General features: G+C 60.8%; 16 protein-coding genes and 1 other RNA gene. 7 read left to right on the top strand and 10 right to left on the bottom strand.

Features of this window, described 5'->3' with window-relative positions; translation table 11 throughout:
• Positions 1-16 precede the first annotated feature (16 nt).
• Entirely contained in the window at positions 17-433 is a 417-nt protein-coding gene (locus G5367_RS01835) for a hypothetical protein (protein WP_139442702.1), read from the bottom strand.
• Complete coding sequence (locus G5367_RS01840) at positions 430-780, bottom strand: STAS domain-containing protein (protein ID WP_236357273.1); 351 nt, start codon at positions 778-780, stop codon at positions 430-432. Before G5367_RS01840 ends, G5367_RS01835 begins: the two co-directional genes overlap by 4 nt.
• 338 nt (positions 781-1118) lie before the next feature.
• Between G5367_RS01840 and G5367_RS01845 the strand changes: the two genes are divergently transcribed.
• On the top strand, positions 1119-1610 hold the full coding sequence (locus G5367_RS01845; protein ID WP_005351410.1) for a molybdopterin-dependent oxidoreductase: 492 nt from the start codon (positions 1119-1121) through the stop codon (positions 1608-1610).
• A gap of 8 nt (positions 1611-1618) precedes the next feature.
• Positions 1619-3445: an ATP-binding protein gene (locus tag G5367_RS01850; RefSeq protein ID WP_421243675.1), complete on the top strand. Its 1827-nt coding sequence runs from the start codon at positions 1619-1621 to the stop codon at positions 3443-3445.
• 321 nt (positions 3446-3766) lie between these two features.
• Here the strand turns inward: G5367_RS01850 and ffs are convergent.
• From ffs to G5367_RS01890, 8 genes are all read right to left on the bottom strand, one after another.
• Positions 3767-3863, bottom strand: an RNA gene (gene ffs, locus G5367_RS01855) — signal recognition particle sRNA small type.
• Positions 3864-3965: 102 nt separating this feature from the next.
• Positions 3966-4754, bottom strand: coding sequence for a sulfite exporter TauE/SafE family protein (locus G5367_RS01860; RefSeq protein ID WP_042052835.1), 789 nt, complete (start codon positions 4752-4754; stop codon positions 3966-3968).
• 105 nt (positions 4755-4859) lie between these two features.
• Entirely contained in the window at positions 4860-6296 is a 1437-nt protein-coding gene (arcD, locus tag G5367_RS01865) for an arginine-ornithine antiporter (RefSeq protein WP_058057349.1), read from the bottom strand.
• Between the two features lie 358 nt (positions 6297-6654).
• Positions 6655-7434 (bottom strand): SDR family oxidoreductase, encoded by a 780-nt coding sequence (locus G5367_RS01870; protein WP_421243676.1) that lies wholly within the window; start codon positions 7432-7434, stop codon positions 6655-6657.
• 52 nt (positions 7435-7486) lie between these two features.
• Complete coding sequence (gene mmsB, locus G5367_RS01875; RefSeq protein ID WP_421293803.1) at positions 7487-8407, bottom strand: 3-hydroxyisobutyrate dehydrogenase; 921 nt, start codon at positions 8405-8407, stop codon at positions 7487-7489.
• A 51-nt stretch (positions 8408-8458) separates the two neighbouring features.
• Complete coding sequence (locus tag G5367_RS01880) at positions 8459-9571, bottom strand: enoyl-CoA hydratase/isomerase family protein (RefSeq protein ID WP_421243678.1); 1113 nt, start codon at positions 9569-9571, stop codon at positions 8459-8461.
• A gap of 18 nt (positions 9572-9589) precedes the next feature.
• Positions 9590-10372, bottom strand: coding sequence for an enoyl-CoA hydratase (locus G5367_RS01885; protein WP_421243679.1), 783 nt, complete (start codon positions 10370-10372; stop codon positions 9590-9592).
• A gap of 140 nt (positions 10373-10512) precedes the next feature.
• The gene (locus G5367_RS01890) at positions 10513-11670 is read right to left on the bottom strand and encodes an acyl-CoA dehydrogenase family protein (RefSeq protein ID WP_421243680.1); all 1158 of its coding nucleotides are present in this window, start codon (positions 11668-11670) and stop codon (positions 10513-10515) included.
• Between the two features lie 305 nt (positions 11671-11975).
• Between G5367_RS01890 and G5367_RS01895 the strand changes: the two genes are divergently transcribed.
• Genes G5367_RS01895 through G5367_RS01915 form a run of 5 tightly spaced genes read left to right on the top strand, consistent with a single transcriptional unit; the run spans position 11976 to position 18514 of the window.
• On the top strand, positions 11976-13118 hold the full coding sequence (locus G5367_RS01895; protein ID WP_421243681.1) for an isovaleryl-CoA dehydrogenase: 1143 nt from the start codon (positions 11976-11978) through the stop codon (positions 13116-13118).
• Complete coding sequence (locus G5367_RS01900) at positions 13115-14716, top strand: carboxyl transferase domain-containing protein (protein ID WP_421293804.1); 1602 nt, start codon at positions 13115-13117, stop codon at positions 14714-14716. Before G5367_RS01895 ends, G5367_RS01900 begins: the two co-directional genes overlap by 4 nt.
• 11 nt (positions 14717-14727) lie before the next feature.
• Entirely contained in the window at positions 14728-15582 is an 855-nt protein-coding gene (locus tag G5367_RS01905) for an enoyl-CoA hydratase-related protein (RefSeq protein WP_421243683.1), read from the top strand.
• Entirely contained in the window at positions 15579-17549 is a 1971-nt protein-coding gene (locus G5367_RS01910; RefSeq protein WP_421243684.1) for a biotin carboxylase N-terminal domain-containing protein, read from the top strand. The genes G5367_RS01905 and G5367_RS01910 overlap by 4 nt, the downstream gene beginning before the upstream one ends.
• Positions 17546-18514, top strand: a complete 969-nt coding sequence (locus G5367_RS01915; RefSeq protein WP_421243685.1) for a hydroxymethylglutaryl-CoA lyase — start codon at positions 17546-17548, stop codon at positions 18512-18514. Before G5367_RS01910 ends, G5367_RS01915 begins: the two co-directional genes overlap by 4 nt.
• Positions 18515-18516: the final 2 nt, after the last annotated feature.

Below are 18516 nucleotides of genomic sequence, written 5' to 3' on the forward strand. Positions count from 1 at the left end.
ACATCCTTTTCGTCTGTTACGTCTGCCCCCATTGGCGTAAGGGGAGCCCTGACCAATCAGCACGACAGCCATCCGCTGTTGTCTGTTGCAGCCGCAAACGTACTTGTTGTAGTGATTGTGCCAGCACGGTCTGACGCCAGGCTACATCCGACCAGAGCCGTCCGTGCATATCCCGTTCGATATCAATACGTTGAGATTGTAGTCGTTTCAACTCGGCAGGCATACACCCCTGCAGACTCGCTTGCTTTAATTCCGTCAGCTGCAAGTCGAGTTCCTTCTGACGCTCATCATAACGAGACCAGACCCGCCGTTCATCCTCATTGACCGGAATACGGGTGGGTCTTGCCTCGGCCATGCCGCCATATCCCTCCGGCGGCCACTGCGCGCAACCCGACAGCAGAATGGACGATAGCAGGATACCAACCCGTTTCATGATGCAGCGGCCATCATGCCACGGGAACGCATATAGGCCTTGATGCTCTCATGGCAGGGGATCACCCGGTCGATATGCAGCATCTCCAGCAGGTCATGAGGTTGACCGGGTCCACAGACAAGGGCCATCTGATGCCCGTTCATAATCAATCTTTTATAGAGAAATACCAAGGCTCCGATCCCCGACGAGTCGATAAAATGAACATCGCTGATATCGGCCAGGATATCTCCCGGGTGGGTCGAGAGGGCTTCAAACAACGGGCGGAGCTCACTGACGGCCATCGCGTCAAACTCGTTTTCCAGTACCACTACCTGGATATCATTAAGGGTGTAAGTCATGCTTTCCATCGCTAGCTCCTTGTCGATTCTCAGACTATTTGCTGTCACGGCATTCAGCACGTTGCAAATGTTATGCCGGGCAGTGCCACGGCACTCGTTCTCCAAATGATACTCTTTGCGCCTTATTCTCCGACACCCACTCCTCGTTTTGATTGCCAAATTGCAATTGACCTCCCCCGCACGTTGCAAACTGCAATTCACCTTGGCCGAGATCGCCCGATAACAGGCTAAATGGCTGATAATTCAAGCCCATTAGACTGGGCCCGATTATTGCTTGCCTTTGGACACACTTCACAAGCCACCGTTGGCTCGGCCCCCATGCCGCCATTTTCCAGGAAGGAGAGATCATGAAAGCAGGCCTTTACATCGCACCACTGCTGGCAGCCCTTTGCGGCACCGCATACGCAGCCCCCTCCCCTGACAGCGCCGTGTTGAAGGTTGAAGGCGCCATCAGCAGCCCCACTCATCAGGCTCTGGCCCTGTGGGACAGCGCCATGCTGGATCAACTGCCGGTACACGAAATCAAAACCCATACCCCATGGTATGACGAAGCCAAGACCTTTCGCGGCCCGCTGCTGCAAGATGTATTGGCCAAGGTCGGGGCAACCGGCAAACAGCTCACCATTACCGCGCTCAATGACTACTCGGTACAGGTGCCGACAAGCGATGCCGAGCAGTATCGGGTCATCCTCGCCCGCACGATCAATGGCAAGCCACTGTCGGTGCGTGACAAAGGGCCGCTGTTCCTTGTCTATCCGTTCGATCAATATCCCGAACTGCAAAACAAGCTCTATTACGGTCGGGCTATCTGGCAGATCAGCGCGATAAAAGTGGAGTAGATCCCATCATGCGTTCCATGGCGGCCAGTCAACGTTTCTTGTTTGTGGTGCTTTGTGTGCTGCTCCTTGCCTTTGCCGGTATTGGTACCATCCAGTACCGGCAATTTCAGGATCTGCAGCGCAGTACCAGCCAGGGCGAAGACAACGTGATGTGGAACTATTTCCAGCTCTATAACGAAGCGCTGCGTTTTCAAAGCTCGCTGCTCCATGAGTCGCAACCGACCTTCCAGCTCAGATACGATATTCTGGTCAGCCGCATGGATCTGGTGTTGGAGAGCAAGGATCGCAGCCTGCTTCAGCAAACAGAGATCTACCAGCAGGCAAGCAAAGCCATTCGATCCTACATCTCTCTGGCGGATATCTGGCTCGGCCCGGAAGCCACCAAGCCGCTGGACAATCTTGCCCATCAGGAGCTGCGCCAACAGCTTGCCTCCCTGCTTCCCCTGCTCCATCAGCTGACCCTGGAGGTGAACCAGCAGGCGACCCTGTTTGATGTGGCGCGTCGCGACAGCGTGAGGGAGCAGATCATCACGACGACACTCATCGCGACCCTGCAATTTGCGCTGCTCTTTGTGCTCACCCTGCTGATCTGGCGGCAAATGAATATCTCGTTTCTGCAACACAAACTGATGCAGCAGCTCAATGACAAACTGCTGCGGGCAAATCAGGCGGCAGAGGCAGGCACAAGAGCCAAAAGCAGCTTTTTGGCCAACATGAGCCATGAAATTCGCACCCCCATGAATGGCATTCTCGGCATGCTCTCACTGCTGGCCGACCGGGATATGGATCCGAGGGAGCGAGACTATCTAGAGACGGCGCGCGAATCGGCAAACCATCTGCTCGGTCTGCTTAACGACATTCTGGATGTATCCAAGCTGGAAGAGGGCAAGATCGAGCTGCAACTGGCCCCCCATCACTTGCCCCAGCTGCTGGAGGATATCCGGGCCCTGATGCAGAGCAACTGCGATGCAAAAGGGATCAAACTGACCCTGACTGTTGCCCCCGATACGCCAGAGTGGTTGATGATCGACCCGCTGAGAGTGCGCCAGATCCTCTTCAATCTGGTGAGCAATGCCATCAAGTTCACCCATCAGGGGGAAGTAAAGATCCACGTTGATAGCACCCTGTTGGAGCAGGATCGCTACTCGATACGCATCTCGATCCAGGACACCGGGATCGGCATGAGCAAAAGTCAGCTAAAGAACCTGTTTCAACGTTTCGCCCAGGCGGATGTCTCGATCACCCGCCAATATGGCGGATCGGGCCTGGGACTTGAAATCTCCCGTAACCTCGCACGCCTGATGGGCGGCGATATCTCGGTAGAGAGCAGCGAGGGACATGGCAGTACTTTTACCTACATCTGGCCCGCCAGAACCACGATCCCCTCGATTGTTTGCCTGCCGTCCAAGCCGCTGGATCAGGAGAGCTATCGCATCTTGCTGGTTGATGACAATGCCACCAACCGCAAGGTGATCGGCGCCATGCTCGACTCCGTGGGCCATCAGGTCACATTGGCCGTTCAGGGAGAAGAGGCGCTGGAGAAACTGGGTCACACCGAATTTGATCTGGTGTTGATGGATGTCCAGATGCCAGTGATGGATGGCCTGGTGGCCACCACCCGGATCCGCACCTCCCAGATGCCTTGGGCAAATATCCCCATCATCGCCCTGACGGCTGATGCGATGCCGGAATCCAAGCAATACTATCTCTCCCATGGCATGAACGGGTATATCACCAAGCCCATCAATAAAGAGACGCTGCTAAGCGAGATAAACAGACATATTTCCCATGGTCGGCTCAAATACAACGCCACCCTGCGTGTCACCAAGCAATAACCCCCCCCCCTGATTCCGGGCTACTGATTGCTCATGTGGGGCAACATTGACCTCTGCAGGCAACTGAATGGGCTTGGGTCTGGAACGCACACAGGCAAGCCGCTTCGCAACAGCTGCACGGGCCGTCAGCTTGTCTCGGGGACGCAGGGATTTATTGATCTCTTTACGACGACCACAGGGGAGCGTGGTGACTTTCCGGTAATACCAGATGCCGTGGGGACTGAGCCAGAGATTCATCGATGAGCTCCTCGTCGTCCACACAAAGTGGATGACCAAGGGCTTTAGAAAGCTAACTTATTGAATGGCAGAAACAAGTGGTGGCCCTACCAGCCACATCCCGGCACTCGAGTCCCCCGCCTTGGCTGCTACCTTCCGGTCCTGACCAGGTCGACGGGTTATCAATGCGAGAGGACCAATAGGACCACCGGCGAGGAGAATAGGCAAACTGGGCGTTCAATGCAACGGCTTTCTACCCTCCAACAGATCGTTTGCCTTATTTTTCAACAATCTGCTGAATGAATCAGCTAAACAGCATAAATTTCGCCCCCACCAGCAGCATCAGCAGGGCAAAGGCCTGCTTGAGGCGTGTGGGTGACAGGCGGTGTGCCAGCTTGGCGCCAATGCGTGCGAACTGGGTACTGGTCAGCACAATGCCCAGCAGGGCGGGCAGATAGATGTAGCCCACACTCCACTCGGGCAGATCGGCATGATCCCAACCCGCATAGAGGTAGCTGAGGCTCCCCGCCAGCGCGATGGGTATGCTGCAGGCTGCAGAGGCCGCTACCGCATTGCGCATTGGCACCGAGTTCCAGCTCAGATAAGGGACAGTGAGCGAGCCACCGCCAATACCAAACAGGGCTGACATCCAGCCAATGATGGTACCGGCAATTCCTGTGCCGAGCGGCCCCGGCATATGGCGCTCCGCTTTGGGTTTAAGGTTGAGCCCCATCTGTAGCGCCATGCTCCAGGCGAAGCAGCCGATAATGATATTGAGGGTGCTGGTGCTGAGTAGATTGGCGGTCATGCCGCCGAGCCAACCCCCGATCAGCATGCCGGCGCCGAGTCGGCGGATCATCACCCAATCGACGGCGCCCGCCTCCCGGTGGGCCCGCAGCGAGCTGAATCCGGTAAAGATCATGGTGGGCAACGAGGTGCCAAGGGCCAGATGAGTAATGATTTCAGGGTCGATGCCCTGGGCGCGAAAGGTAATGACCAGCACGGGGACAATGATAAGACCGCCGCCGATCCCGAACAGTCCCGCCAGCATACCGGCAAAGGCGCCCAGCAGGAGGTAACCCATAAACAGCATAAAAATTCCTGTCTTGAACGATAAACAGCCAACTCAGCCGGACGACACTGGATATCAGCATGAAAAAAAAGAGATGGCGCGGGGGCCATCTCTCTATTGTGCCGCTCAGTTCAGCGGAATGGTACCATCCATCACCTTGTAGAAGGCCAGCACGGCGCAGCCGAGCAGAGCCGCCGTCATCCCCTGCTCCAGCCGGTTAAGGCCGCGCAGACCGTGATGCTGACGCGCCTTCCAGTAGATGAAGATGCCCGGACTATAGAGCAGCGCCACCAGCAACAGGTACTCCACACCAGCAGCGTAGACCAGCCAGCAGCCGTAAACGGTCGCCACCAGGGCCAGCAGCAGGTCACGCTTGCGCTGATGAGGTTGACCCTGATAGGTCTCCCCTTTCAATGCCAGTTTCAGACCATAAGCGCCAGAGAAGACATACGGCACCAGCGCCGCCGAGGTCGCGATGTTGACCAGCGCCAGATAGGTGCTGCTCTGGAAGTAGATGATGATCAGGAAGATCTGCACCAGACAGGTAGAGCACCAGAGGGACACCTGCGGCGAGCCGTTTTTGTTCTCCTTGGCAAACCAGCCCGGGAAGACGCCGGTCTTGCCTGCGATGTAGGGCACTTCAGCGGCCAGCACGGTCCAGCTGAGCAGAGCCCCCATCACCGACACCACCAGACCGATGTTGATAAGCCAGGCGCCCCAGGGGCCGACTACGGCTTCAAGGATCATGGCGGTAGAAGGGTTCTTGAGCGCCGCCAGTTGCGGCTGGCTCATGACACCCAGCGAGAACAGGGTCACCATCACATAGAGTGTCAGGGCGCCGAGCAGCGCCAGCACGGTGGCACGGCCCACATCCTTGCGATGACGGGCACGGGCAGAGACCACCACGGCCCCTTCAATCCCGATAAAGACCCAGAGGGTCACCTTCATGGTGGACTTGACCTGATCCATCACGGAGCCCAGCTCCATGTTGTTCTGGCCCCAGATATCCAGAGTGAAGGTATCCATGTTGAAGGCCAGCAGGATCGCGACACAGAAGACGATGAGCGGCACCATCTTGGCGATGGTGGTGACGATATTCACCAGCGCAGCGACCTGCACCCCGCGCAGCACCAGCGCATGCACCGACCAGATCAGGATGGAGGCCAGCGTGATGGCGACCGGCGTATTGCCGTCACCGAAGATGACGTTGTCCGGCGTATCGAAGAAGTAGCTCAGGGCGCTGAACACCACGATGGCGTAAGAGACGTTGGCCAGCAGTTGGCAGAGCCAGTAACCCCAGGCGGCGTTGAAACCGATGAAATCGCCGAAACCGGCCTTGGCATAGCTGAAGATACCGCCATCGAGATCGGGGCGGCGCATGGAGAGGTTCTGATAGACCAGCGCGAGACAGATCATGCCCAGACCGGTGATGGCCCAACCCAGGGCGACCGCCCCGGCACTGGCATGCGCAGCAATGTTTTGTGGCAGACTGAAGACCCCGGCGCCGACCATGGAGCCGATCACCAGCGAAATGAGGGCGCCCAGCCCTAGTTTCTTGTCCATTTCAATCCTGTTTATTTAGGCGGCGGCAGAGCGTCCGTATTCATACTGCGCGCAATATGGGAGGGGCTGGGAATCCTGGCCCCGTGAAAAAGGCGGCAACTATATTGCATGACTATTCCGACCGCAATCCCTCGTCCCGTCAATCATGCACCGCCTTGACCGCGCGCAATTTTACAGCACTGACCCATATGGCCTGTGAGCTGGCTCAAATTAACCAAGGCCCATTGATATTTCTCATTTTTCTGCCAACACAACCTGACTCGCATGGTTCCTATGCATCGCAATTCAGGCACTCTCTGTATAAATAATCTGCATAAAAAAGCCCCGGTGGAAACACCGGGGCCCATTATGTAAATCCCTATAAACGCAAACCGCCATCCAGTTCTATCATCCTTCCCGACAGATAGTCGTTGGCAAAAATAAAGCTCACCGTCTCGGCCAGCTGCTGCGCCTCGCCAAGGGTGCCGACCGGAATGGCCTGCTGCATCCGCGCCATCGCCTCCGGCTTCATCGCCGCCGTCATGTCGGTGGCAAACACCCCGGGGGCAATCCCCATCACCCGAATGCCATGGCGCGCCAGCTCCCGCGCCCAGGTCACCACCAGCGAAGCCACTCCTGCCTTGCTGGCGGCATAGTTGCTCTGGCCGATATTGCCGGCGCGAGCAATGGAGGAGATGTTGATGATAACGCCCCCCTGCCCCCCTTGCGCCATCAGCGCCGCCCCTTCGCGACCGCAGAGGAAGGTACCGGTGAGGTTGACATCAATCACGCTCTGCCACTGGGCCAGCGTCATCTTCTCCACCAGCGCACCCTCTTTCACCTTGATCAGCATGCCATCGCGCAAAATGCCGGCGCAGTTGATAAGACCGTGCAGCACGCCAAAACGCGCCTTGATAGCAGCAAAAACCGACTCAACCTCGGCTTCGCTCGCCACATTGCAGACAAACAGCTCACACTGGCTATCTTGATCGCACTGATCATTCTGACTGCGCACCAGGGCTGCGGTCGCCTCCAGATCGGCGCGATTGATGTCGAGCAGCGCCAGCGTCGCCCCCTGTGCGCCCAGGGCCAGTGCAATGGCCCGTCCCAAGCCACGTCCAGCGCCGGTAATAACGATGACCTTATCTTTGATATCCATCAATGCTCCTTGTAGCTGGTCGAAGAGAGATGCCTTGAAGAGAGGTGGCCCGTCAGGCGGGCTCCTGTTTATCCAGATAGAGTTCGACGATGCTCGAGAAATCGCGGCTCCCCTGCCCCTGAGCGGCATGCAGGTTGAACAGGTTGCGGGCCAGCGCCCCCATGGGCACAGCGCTGTGGCCATGCTCGGCCAGCGCCATGGCGAGCCCCAAATCTTTCACCATCAGCCGAGTCATAAAGCCCCCCTGATAGTTGCGGGCGGCAGGGACATTCTCCATCACCCCGGGCCAGGGGTTGTAGCGCTCCAGACTCCAGTTGTTGCCGGAGCTCTTGCCCATGATGGTGGAGAGCACGGCGGGATCCAGCCCCTCCTTCACCCCTAGGGCCAGCGCCTCGGCGGTACCCGCCATATGGATCGCAAGCAGCATGTTGTTGCACATCTTGGCGATCTGCCCGGCTCCCAGCGTCCCGGCGTGAAACAGGTTCTGCCCCATGCAGGCGAGCAAGGGTTTTGCCGCCTCGAAATCCGCCGCGTCACCACCAACGATAAAGGTGAGCGTCCCGGCGGCCGCACCGGCGACACCGCCCGATACGGGGGCATCGATAAAGCACAAACCGCGGGCGCGGGCCGCCTCCCCGACCTGACGGGCAGAGTCGACATCGATAGTGGAGCAGTCGATCACCAGTGCACCAACCGGCAGGGCTGCCAGCAGATCCTGCCCACCTCGCTCACCGGCGCTCTCGCCCAACCAAAGATCGCGTACATGCTCCCCCGCAGGTAGCATGCTGATCACCACCTCGCAGCCGGTCACCGCCTCTCGGGCATCCCCCGCGGCTATGCAGCCAGCGGCGATGGCGCGCTCAATGTTTTGAGCAACCAGATCAAACACCTGTACCCTGTGCCCGGCCCTGGCCAGATTGGCCGCCATGGGCCCCCCCATGTTGCCGAGCCCGATAAACCCTATCCTTGTCATCCCGCTTGCTCCTTGCGTTGCTGATGGCGGCGTCCGCCGGTTGCCAAGATGTTATTCCTGGCAGGCCAACGGATTACGCCCCTGCGGCCAGCGATAGAACTCATTCAGCCACTCCCCCTCCGGTGGCAACTGTTGCCAGCGGGGATCTTTATCCTTGTCGATCAGCAGTGCCCGTACCCCTTCCACAAAATCCCCCTTCAGCACACAGTTGACCGAGAGGGTCAGCTCTTCGGCAAATACCTCTGCCAGTGAGTTGCGGCGAGCCTGCCAATATTGGCGCCACAAAATGGCGCGGCTGATGGGGCTGCCGGTGCGGCAGAGCTGCTGCGCCTGCCGGAGTACCGTCTCCTGTTCATCGAACTGAGCCTCGAACAACCGCGCCAATACCCCTTGCAACGTGCGCCCCGCCAGCAGGGTATCGATCCTCTGTTGATGGGGTAGCAGCACAGGCGCAGGCAAGCGGGCTGCCACCTCACCATGTAACCCTCTGAACAGCAGATCGATCTGCTCACGGGGATCACCACTGCCAGCCCAGTCGAGCACGGCGAGTCGTGACAACAGCGCACTGCGCTCGCCACTGGCGATGGCGTGATCCGCCAGCCCAAGACCGATGGCATCACTCCCGTTGAAGCGGGCACCAGTCAGACCGAGCCAGAGCCCCTGCCGCCCCGGCATCCGGCTTAAAAACCAGCTCGCCCCCACGTCGGGGTAGAGGCCAATGGTCACCTCCGGCATGGCAAACAGGCTCTTTTCGGTCACCACCCGAAAATCGGCTCCGGCAAACAGGCCAATACCACCCCCCATGCAGATACCGTCCGCCACGCAGATCAGGGGCTTGCGGTAACCGTGGATATGGTGGTCGAGCCGGTACTCCTGCTCGAAAAAGTCGCGGGCATATTCGAACAGTTCCGCCTCGCTCGCCTCCTGCTTGCGGTAATAGAAGGAGCGGATATCGCCACCGGCACAAAATGCCTTCTCACCCGCCCCCTGCAGCAGCACACAGACGATGGCAGGATCCTGCTCCCAACGGGTCAGCGTCTGTTGCAGGATCTGGATCATCGGCAGGCTCAATGCGTTGAGAGACGCAGGGCTGTCGAGGGTCAACACCCCGATCTGATGGCCATCTTCGGTGGGATAACAGCTAACCTTGACCGGCTCACTCATAAACAGCTCCATATGGATTTATTCTGTTGGGCCATATTGCCAGCGCGGTAAGCGTTTCTCCAGGAAGGCGGCCACCCCTTCACGCTGGTTGGCATCGCTAAAGAGATCGAGAAACCGCGCTCGCTCAAGGGGCAAGGCGGCATCCCGCGGGCCACTGCGGCCCTGATTGATCAGGGTTTTGCAGGCGCGCAGGGCACTCGGGCTCTGGCGCTCCACCAGGTGGGCCATCTGGTGCGCGGCCTCCCACGCCTGACCGGTTTTCACCACCTCCTCCACCAGCCCCATCTCGTAGGCCAGCGAGGCACTCACCTTCTCGCCGCAGAGGATCATCCGCTTGGCCCAGCCCGGCCCCACCAGCTCGGTCAGGCGCTGGGTGCCACCGGCACAGGGAAGCAAGCCCACCGAGGCTTCCGGAAGTCCCAGCAACGCCTGCTGCTCGGCGATGCGGATATCGCAGGCCAGCGCCACTTCCAGCCCGCCTCCCATGGCATAACCATTGATGGCGGCGATACTGACGCCGTGAAAACGGGCCAGTGCCTCGAAGGCCTTGCCAAAGGCCTCGGCTACTTCGCGGGCCAGCTCGACATTCCCCTCGACAAACATATTGAGGTCGGCACCGGCGCAGAAAAATTTTTCGCCCGCACCCCGGATCACCAGCGCCACCACATCGGGACGACTGTCGAGCTCCACCATCATCTGCAAAAAGGCCTGCAGGCTGGCGAGGGTCCAGGTGTTGGCAGGGGGATGGTCGAGGGTGATATAAGCCACGTGGCCATGATATTCGAGTCTGATCCTTGTCATAACATTGTCCTTGTCGATAAAGCTGCCGCCATGATGACAGGCTTGAATGACACCAACCTGTGGCTGGCTCACAAAGCCGAAACCGGCATGGCACGGTGCAAATCGGGTGGCAGGCAACACACCCTTGATGCGACCACCGGTTAGCCCAGCGTCAAACCGGGATCGGTCAGCATGCGGCGCGCGATGATGAGTCGCATCACCTCGTTGGTGCCCTCCAGAATGCGGTGTACCCGGGTATCGCGCAGATAGCGCTCGAGCGGATACTCGCGGATATAACCATAGCCGCCAAAGAGTTGCAGAGCCTCATCGCAGACTCGATAACCCACATCGGTGGCAAACCTCTTGGCCATGGCGCACCAGGCACTCTTGTCCGGTGCCCCGCGATCCAGCTTGTCAGCGGCCTGACGCACCAGCAAACGGGCGGCAGCCAGCTCGGTCGCCATATCGGCCAGGCGAAACTGCACGCTCTGGAATTCGCTGATCGGGTGACCAAATTGCTGGCGCTGCTGCACATAGGTCAGCGCATCGTCCAGCGCCTGCTGGGCTGTGCCCACCGAACAGGTGGCAATATTGATGCGCCCCCCATCAAGGGCCTGCATGGCGAACTTGAACCCTTCCCCCTCCTCACCCAACCGATAGCAGGCAGGAATGCGAACCCCATTAAAGACAACCTCCCGGGTCGGCTGGCTGTTCCAGCCCATCTTCTCTTCTGCCTTGCCATAGCTCACACCGGGGGCATTAGCCGGTACCATAAAGGCAGAGATCCCCTTCGCACCTTCACCACCGGTGCGCGCCATCACCACCAGCACATCGCTGCTGCCCGCCCCCGAGATAAAGACCTTGGCCCCCTCGATGAGGTAGCTGTCACCCTCGCGCACCGCCCGGGTCTTGAGTGCCGCCGCATCGGAGCCTGCCCCCGGCTCGGTGAGGCAATAGGAGCCCAGCAGCTCGCCGCAGGCCAATTTGGGCACCCACTCCTTGGCAACCTCAGTGGGCAACCAGCTGCCCAGCATCCAGCTCACCATGTTGTGAATGGTCAGATAAGCCGTGGTCGAGGTACAGCCCATGGCGAGGCGTTCGAAGATGAGGCTCGCATCGAGGCGCGGCAGCCCCAATCCGCCAAACTGCTCCGGGGTATAGAGACCACAAAAACCTAGCCCGGCCGCCTGCTTGATGGTCGGGATCGGAAACTCATGCTCCTTGTCCCAGCGCGCGGCATGGGGTTTGAGCGCCTCATCGGCAAAGGCGGTAGCCGCCTCCACATACGCCTGTTGATCATCGGTCAGGGTAAAATCCATCTTGTCGTTCGCTCCCTTGTTGCCCCGCGCTTATTTTCCTGAGTTAGTGCTTTATGACGCGGCGCCCACACGCTGCGTCTGTCGGATCTGCCACTATGGCGCTGTTGTCGTGGCAGCTGATGACGCTCTCACTACCACCGCTTTATCAATACACAACAGATTAACAATTGATTTACGTTTACGCTAACGTAAACTTGTGGCAGAAGTGAAGTACAAAATGGACCGACCACTGCCAGCCGTAACGCCGAGTCAGCCGGTCGAACCAACCTTCCAAACCGACTGTCATATCCGCAAGGAGAGCATGGATGCAGATGGATGAGACCCTGAATGCCCTGACCGAACAGGTTGCGGCCTTCTGCCAGAAAGTGATCGCCCCGCGCGCCAGCGAGATCGATCAGAGCAACGCCTTTCCCCGTGATCTCTGGCCCCGGATGGGTGAACTGGGGCTGCACGGCATCACGGTGGCGGAGGAGTATGACGGGGTGAATCTCGGCTATCTGGCCCACGTGCTGGTGATGGAACAGGTAAGCCGCGCCAGCGCCTCGGTCGGCCTCTCCTACGGCGCCCACTCCAATCTCTGCATCAACCAGATCCACCGCCACGGCACGGCGGAACAGAAAGCGCGCTACCTGCCACCGCTGGTGAGTGGTGAGCATGTGGGGGCACTGGCCATGAGCGAGCCGGGCGCAGGCTCCGATGTGGTCAGCATGCGCCTCACCGCGGAGCGCGAGGGCGATCACTTCGTGCTGAATGGCAACAAGATGTGGATCACCAACGGTCCCGATGCCGACACCTTCGTCATCTATGCCAAGACGGATGCCAGTGCAGGCCCCAAAGGAATTTCTGCCTTTATCGTTGAAGCCGGCACTCCCGGTTTTTCTACCGCCCAGAAGCTCGACAAGCTGGGGATGCGCGGCTCCAGCACCTGCGAGCTGGTGTTCGACAACTGCCGGGTGCCGCAGGAAAACCTGCTGGGCCCCCTGCACGGCGGGGTCAAGGTGCTGATGAGCGGGCTCGATTACGAGCGGGTGGTGCTGGCTGCGGGCCCCCTTGGCATCATGCAGGCCTGCATGGATGTAGTGCTGCCCTATGTGCGTGAGCGCAAGCAGTTCGGTCAAGCCATCGGCGAGTTCCAGCTGGTGCAGGGCAAGCTGGCCGACATGTATACCCGCCTCGCCAGCAGCCGGGCGCTGGTCTACTCGGTGGCGAGCGCCTGCGATCAGGGTCGCACCAGCCGTAAAGATTGCGCCGCTGCCATCCTGTTTGCCGCCGAAAACGCCACCCAGATGGCCCTCGACGCCATCCAGCTGCTCGGCGGCAACGGCTACATCAACGAATACCCCACCGGCCGCCTGCTGCGGGACGCCAAGCTCTACGAGATCGGCGCCGGCACCTCGGAGATCCGCCGCTGGCTCATCGGCCGCGAGCTGATGGGAGAGCAGGCATGAGTCGTATCCACTCCCGCCTCGACACGGCGAGCCCGGAATATGCGGCCAATCGATCCGCCATGCAGGGGCTGGTCGACGATCTCCATGCTCGCATTGCCGAGATCGCCCAAGGAGGCGGCGCGGCCAACAACGCCCGCCATCAGGCCCGTGGCAAGCTGCTGCCCCGCGAGCGCATCAATCAGCTGCTGGACCCGGGCTCCCCCTTTCTCGAACTGTCGGCGCTGGCTGGCTGGCAGGTCTATGACGAGCCGGTGCCCGCCGCCGGCATCATCACCGGCATCGGCCGGGTCTCGGGCAGGCTCTGTATGCTGGTGGTGAACGACGCCACCGTGAAGGGCGGCACCTACTACCCGCTCACGGTGAAAAAGCACCTGCGCGCCCAGGCCATCGCCGAGCGGCTGCGCCTCCCCTGCCTCTATCTGGTGGATTCCGGCGGAGCCTTTCTGCCGATGCAGGATGAGGTGTTCCCCGACCGGGATCACTTTGGCCGCATCTTCTACAACCAGGCCCGCATGTCGGCCCAGAACATCCCCCAGTTGGCGGTGGTGATGGGGCTCTGCACCGCAGGCGGCGCCTACGTGCCCGCCATGGCTGATGAATCCATCATGGTCAGGGAGCAAGCCACCATCTTTCTGGCGGGTCCGCCGCTGGTCAAGGCCGCAACCGGTGAGGAGATCAGCGCCGAAGCCCTGGGTGGCGCCGAAGTACACTGCGCCCACTCCGGCGTTGCTGATCATATGGCCCGTGACGATGCTCATGCACTGGCCATCGCCCGCACGCTGGTGACTCATCTGGGTAACGAGCCGATAGAGAGCAGCCCCGGCTACGCGCCCCCCTGCTACCCCATAGAGGAGCTCTACGGTCTGGTGGGCACCAGTCTCAAACGCCCTTACGACGCCCGCGAACTGATTGCCCGATTGGTGGATGGCTCTGACTTTGACGAATTCAAGGCGCTGTTCGGCACTACACTGGTGACCGGCTTTGCCCGTATTTGCGGCATGGAAGTGGGGATCCTCGCCAACAACGGCGTGCTGCACAGCGACAGTGCCCAGAAGGGGGCCCACTTTATCCAGCTCTGTAACCGGCGTGTCATCCCGCTGCTCTTTTTGCAGAACATCACCGGCTTTATGGTGGGGAGTAGTGCAGAAAAGGAGGGGATCGCCAAGCACGGCGCCAAGCTGGTGACCGCGGTGGCCTGCAGCCGGGTGCCAAAGATCACCCTGATCGTCGGTGGCAGCTTTGGTGCCGGCAACTACGGCATGTGTGGCCGCGCCTATGAACCCGATTTTCTCTTTAGCTGGCCCAACAGCCGCATCTCTGTCATGGGTGGCGAACAAGCTGCCGGAGTGCTGGTGCAGGTGCGTCGGGACAAGCTGACTGCCGAGGGCAAAGATTTGAGCGAGCAGGAGGCGGCCGCCATCCGTGCCCCGGTGATCGAGCAGTATGAGCGCCAGGGTCACCCCTACTACGCCAGCGCCCGCCTCTGGGATGACGGCGTCATTGACCCGGCCCAGAGTCGCACCGTGCTGGCGCTGGCGCTCGCCGCCTGTCAGGGTGCCCGCATTGAACCCGATCAGTACGGCATCTTCCGGATGTAAGGAGCAAACCCATGTCAGATCCACTTACTTCCTCAGCACTTGGCTCTTCAACACAGGGCCCGTTTCGGCTGGAGCGGCACGGCCCGCTGGCCGAACTGGTGCTGTCGCGCCCGGCCCGCCACAACGCCTTTGATGCCGACCTGATGCTGGGGCTGCTCGACTGCCTCGATGATCTGGCCCATCTCCATGGTCATGATCTCGCCGAACGTCCCCATGCTTTGCTGCTGCGGGCTGAGGGAAAACACTTTTGCGCGGGTGCCGACCTCAACTGGATGCGCAATCTGGCCCACGCCGATTTTGAGCACAATCGCGAAGACGCCCGGGTACTGGCCCGGCTGATGCAGACCCTCGATGAGCTTCCCTTCCCTACGGTGGCGCTGGTGCAAGGGGCCGTCTATGGCGGGGCGCTGGGCCTCATCTGCGCCTGCGATCTGGTGCTGGCCAGCGACGATGCCCGCTTCTGTCTCTCCGAGGTGAGCCTGGGCCTGGTACCTGCGGTGATCAGTCCTTACGTGGTACGTGCCATGGGAATGCGTCAGGCGCGCCGCTACATGCTCAGTGCCGAGCCGTTCGATGCCATTACCGCCTGTCGGCTCAATGTGGCACATCAACTCTGCAAGCCGGATCAACTGCTGGCGGAGGGGCGGGCGCAGGCCCTTCGTCTGTGCCGCAACGGGCCGGAGGCGATGAAAGAGACCAAACGACTGCTGGCGGCGATAGAGGCCCATCCTTCCCGCCTGCACGAAGAGAGAACTGTCGAGACCATTGCCCGGGTTCGGGTGGGGCTCGAAGCACAGGAGGGAATGCAGGCCTTCTTTGACAAACGCCCTCCCGCCTGGCGTCCCCGTTTCAAGGATGAGACATGACCCATCACACTCAAATTAAGCGCCTGCTGATTGCCAATCGCGGCGAAATCGCCGTGCGCATCATCAAGACGGCGAAACGCCTCGGCATCCACACCATCGCCCTCTACTCCGATGCCGACGCCCATGCCATGCACACCCGTCTGGCCGATGAGGCATGGCATCTGGGGCCTGCACCGGCCAGAGAGAGTTATCTCGACACCGGCAAGGTGCTGAAGATTGCCAAAGAGGCGCACGCCGATGCCATCCATCCCGGTTACGGTTTTCTGTCGGAAAACAGCGATTTTGCCACCGCCTGCGAACAGCGCGGCCTGCGCTTTGTCGGCCCAAGCGGCGCCGCCATTCTCGCCATGGGCGACAAATCGGGCGCCAAGGCGCTGATGCAGGAGGCCGGTGTACCTGTACTGCCCGGCTATCACGGCACGGATCAGCGGCCGGACTTTTTGCGCGATCAGGCAAGCCTGGTGGGCTTCCCTCTGCTGATCAAGGCGGCCAGCGGCGGCGGTGGCAAGGGGATGCGCCGGGTCGATCAGCTGGCTGACTTTGACGAGTCGCTGGCGGCAGTCAAGCGGGAGGCCAAGGCTGCCTTTGGCGATGATCTGGTACTGCTCGAGCGCTATCTGCCCCAGGCTCGCCATGTGGAAGTACAGGTCTTTGCCGATAGCCTCGGCAACGCCATCTATCTGGGGGACAGGGACTGCTCGTTGCAGCGACGCCATCAGAAGGTGATCGAAGAGGCGCCCGCCCCCGACATCCCTCCGGCTCTGCGCCGCGCCATGGGGAAGGCAGCCGTGGCCGCAGCCAAGGCCATCCACTATCAGGGGGCGGGCACCATCGAGTTCCTGCTCTGCAAGGATGAGTTCTTCTTTATGGAGATGAACACCCGGCTGCAGGTGGAGCATCCGGTCACCGAAGCGGTGACCGGGCAGGATCTGGTGGCCTGGCAGCTGGCCGTAGCCGAAGGCAAGCCGCTACCACTCACCCAGGAGGAAGTGGTGCTGCGCGGCCATGCAGTGGAGGCGCGCCTCTACGCCGAAGATGTGGCGGCCGGTTTTCTGCCCGCCAGCGGGCCTATCCACTGGCTCCACTGGCCCGTTGGCGTGCGCATCGACACCGGCGTTACCGCTGGCGATGAGGTCAGCCCCTATTACGATCCCATGATCGCCAAGCTGATCGCCCACGGCCAAAGCCGCGCCGAGGCGTTCGCCCAACTGGCTGATGCACTGGCTGCGCTGGATCTCGGCCCGCTGGTGCACAACGGCCCGCTGCTGCTGCGCCTGTGTGAAGAGCCCGACGTCTTGGCCATGGGCCACCATACCCAGTGGCCCATCCCCACCACAGCGCAGCCCATCCCTGAACTCGCCTGGCCGCTGGCCACCCTCTGGCTGGCTAGCCGTCCTGCGGGCACCTCCCCTTGGCAGCAAACCTGCGGATTTCGGCTGGGACCGGTTCGCAGCTGGACAGCGGCGGTGCGCATCGGTGATGAGCTCCGGGTATTGACCCTTAACGATCATGGCGGCCAGTTTGAGTGGCAAGGGGAGACCCGTTGCTACCAAAGAGGCGACGACCATATCCGGCTACAACGAAGTGGCTGCTGGCAACAGATCCCCATTCAGACGGTCGCAGGCTCGGAGGCAGCCTTCATCATGACCATGGGGGGCCAGCGCATCCGTTTCACTGCTGATGATCAGCAGCACAGCCACCACCATGATCAGGCAAACGAGAAGGCACAAGGCGCCATCGCCCCGATGCACGGCATCGTGGTGGCCGTAATGGTCGAACCCGGCCAAACGGTCAGCAAGGGGCAACCCCTGCTGGTGCTGGAGGCGATGAAGATGGAACACCAACTGCGTGCAGAGAGGGACGGGGTAATTGAAGCCCTGCAGTGCCAACAGGGCGAGCAGGTTAGCCAGGGGGCCGTGCTGATGCGCTTTGCCGAAGAGACTGCTTCACAGGAGGAACACCCATGAACCGATCACAGGACGTCCGTGACGACAGGGTCAGTCTGGTGGAGATGGGGCCGCGAGATGGCCTGCAAAATGAAGCAGCGCCCCTCTCCCTGGTACAGCGGCTGGAGCTGATCCAGCGCCTTACCGACAGCGGCCTGCAACGCATCGAGGTGGGTGCCTTTGTCTCTGCCAAAAAAGTGCCGCAGATGGCGGACTCCGCAGCGCTGTTCGAGGTACTGCCGCGCAAGGGCTCAACCCGTTACGGCGCACTGGTGCCCAATCTGCAAGGCTTGCAGGCTGCCATTGCCGCCCGCGCCGACGAAATTGGCCTCTTCACCGCCTGCTCCGACGGTTTTACCCGCGCCAATATCGGTATCAGCGTGGAGGAGTCGCTGGTGCGCTTCGCCCCGCTGGTGCAGGAGGCGCGCCGCCTCGGCATCAAGGTGCGCGGCTACCTCTCCACCGTCATCGCCTGCCCGTTCGATGGCCCGACCCGCCCGAAACGGGTCGCTGCCATGGCCGAACAGTTACTGGATCTCGGCTGCCACGAAATTTCGCTGGGGGACACCATCGGCGTCGGCACCCCGGGCACGGTGGCGCCCATGCTGGATGCGGTACTGCACGAGATCCCGGCGGGTCGACTCGCGGTCCATTTTCACGACACCTACGGCCAGGGGTTGGCCAACCTGCTACCCGCGCTGGAGCGCGGCATTCGCACCATCGACTGCTCGGTGGCGGGGCTTGGCGGCTGCCCCTATGCCCCGGGCGCCTCCGGCAATGTGGCGTCAGAAGAGGTGGTCTACCTGCTACACGGCCTTGGCATGACGACGGGGGTGGATCTCGACAAACTGGCGGCCACCGGCCAGTGGGTGAGCGAGCAGCTCGCTCGCCCCAACGGCTCGCGGGTCGGTCAGGCCCTGCACGCCAATGCCGAGCGGCTGCGTGCCCGCCTCTGCCAGCCACACGCCCAGCAACAGGAGTCATGACC

The sequence above is a fragment of the Aeromonas sp. 604282 genome (genome assembly GCF_049170575.1).
In the GTDB taxonomy this organism is placed as follows: Bacteria; Pseudomonadota; Gammaproteobacteria; order Enterobacterales; family Aeromonadaceae; genus Aeromonas; species Aeromonas veronii_A.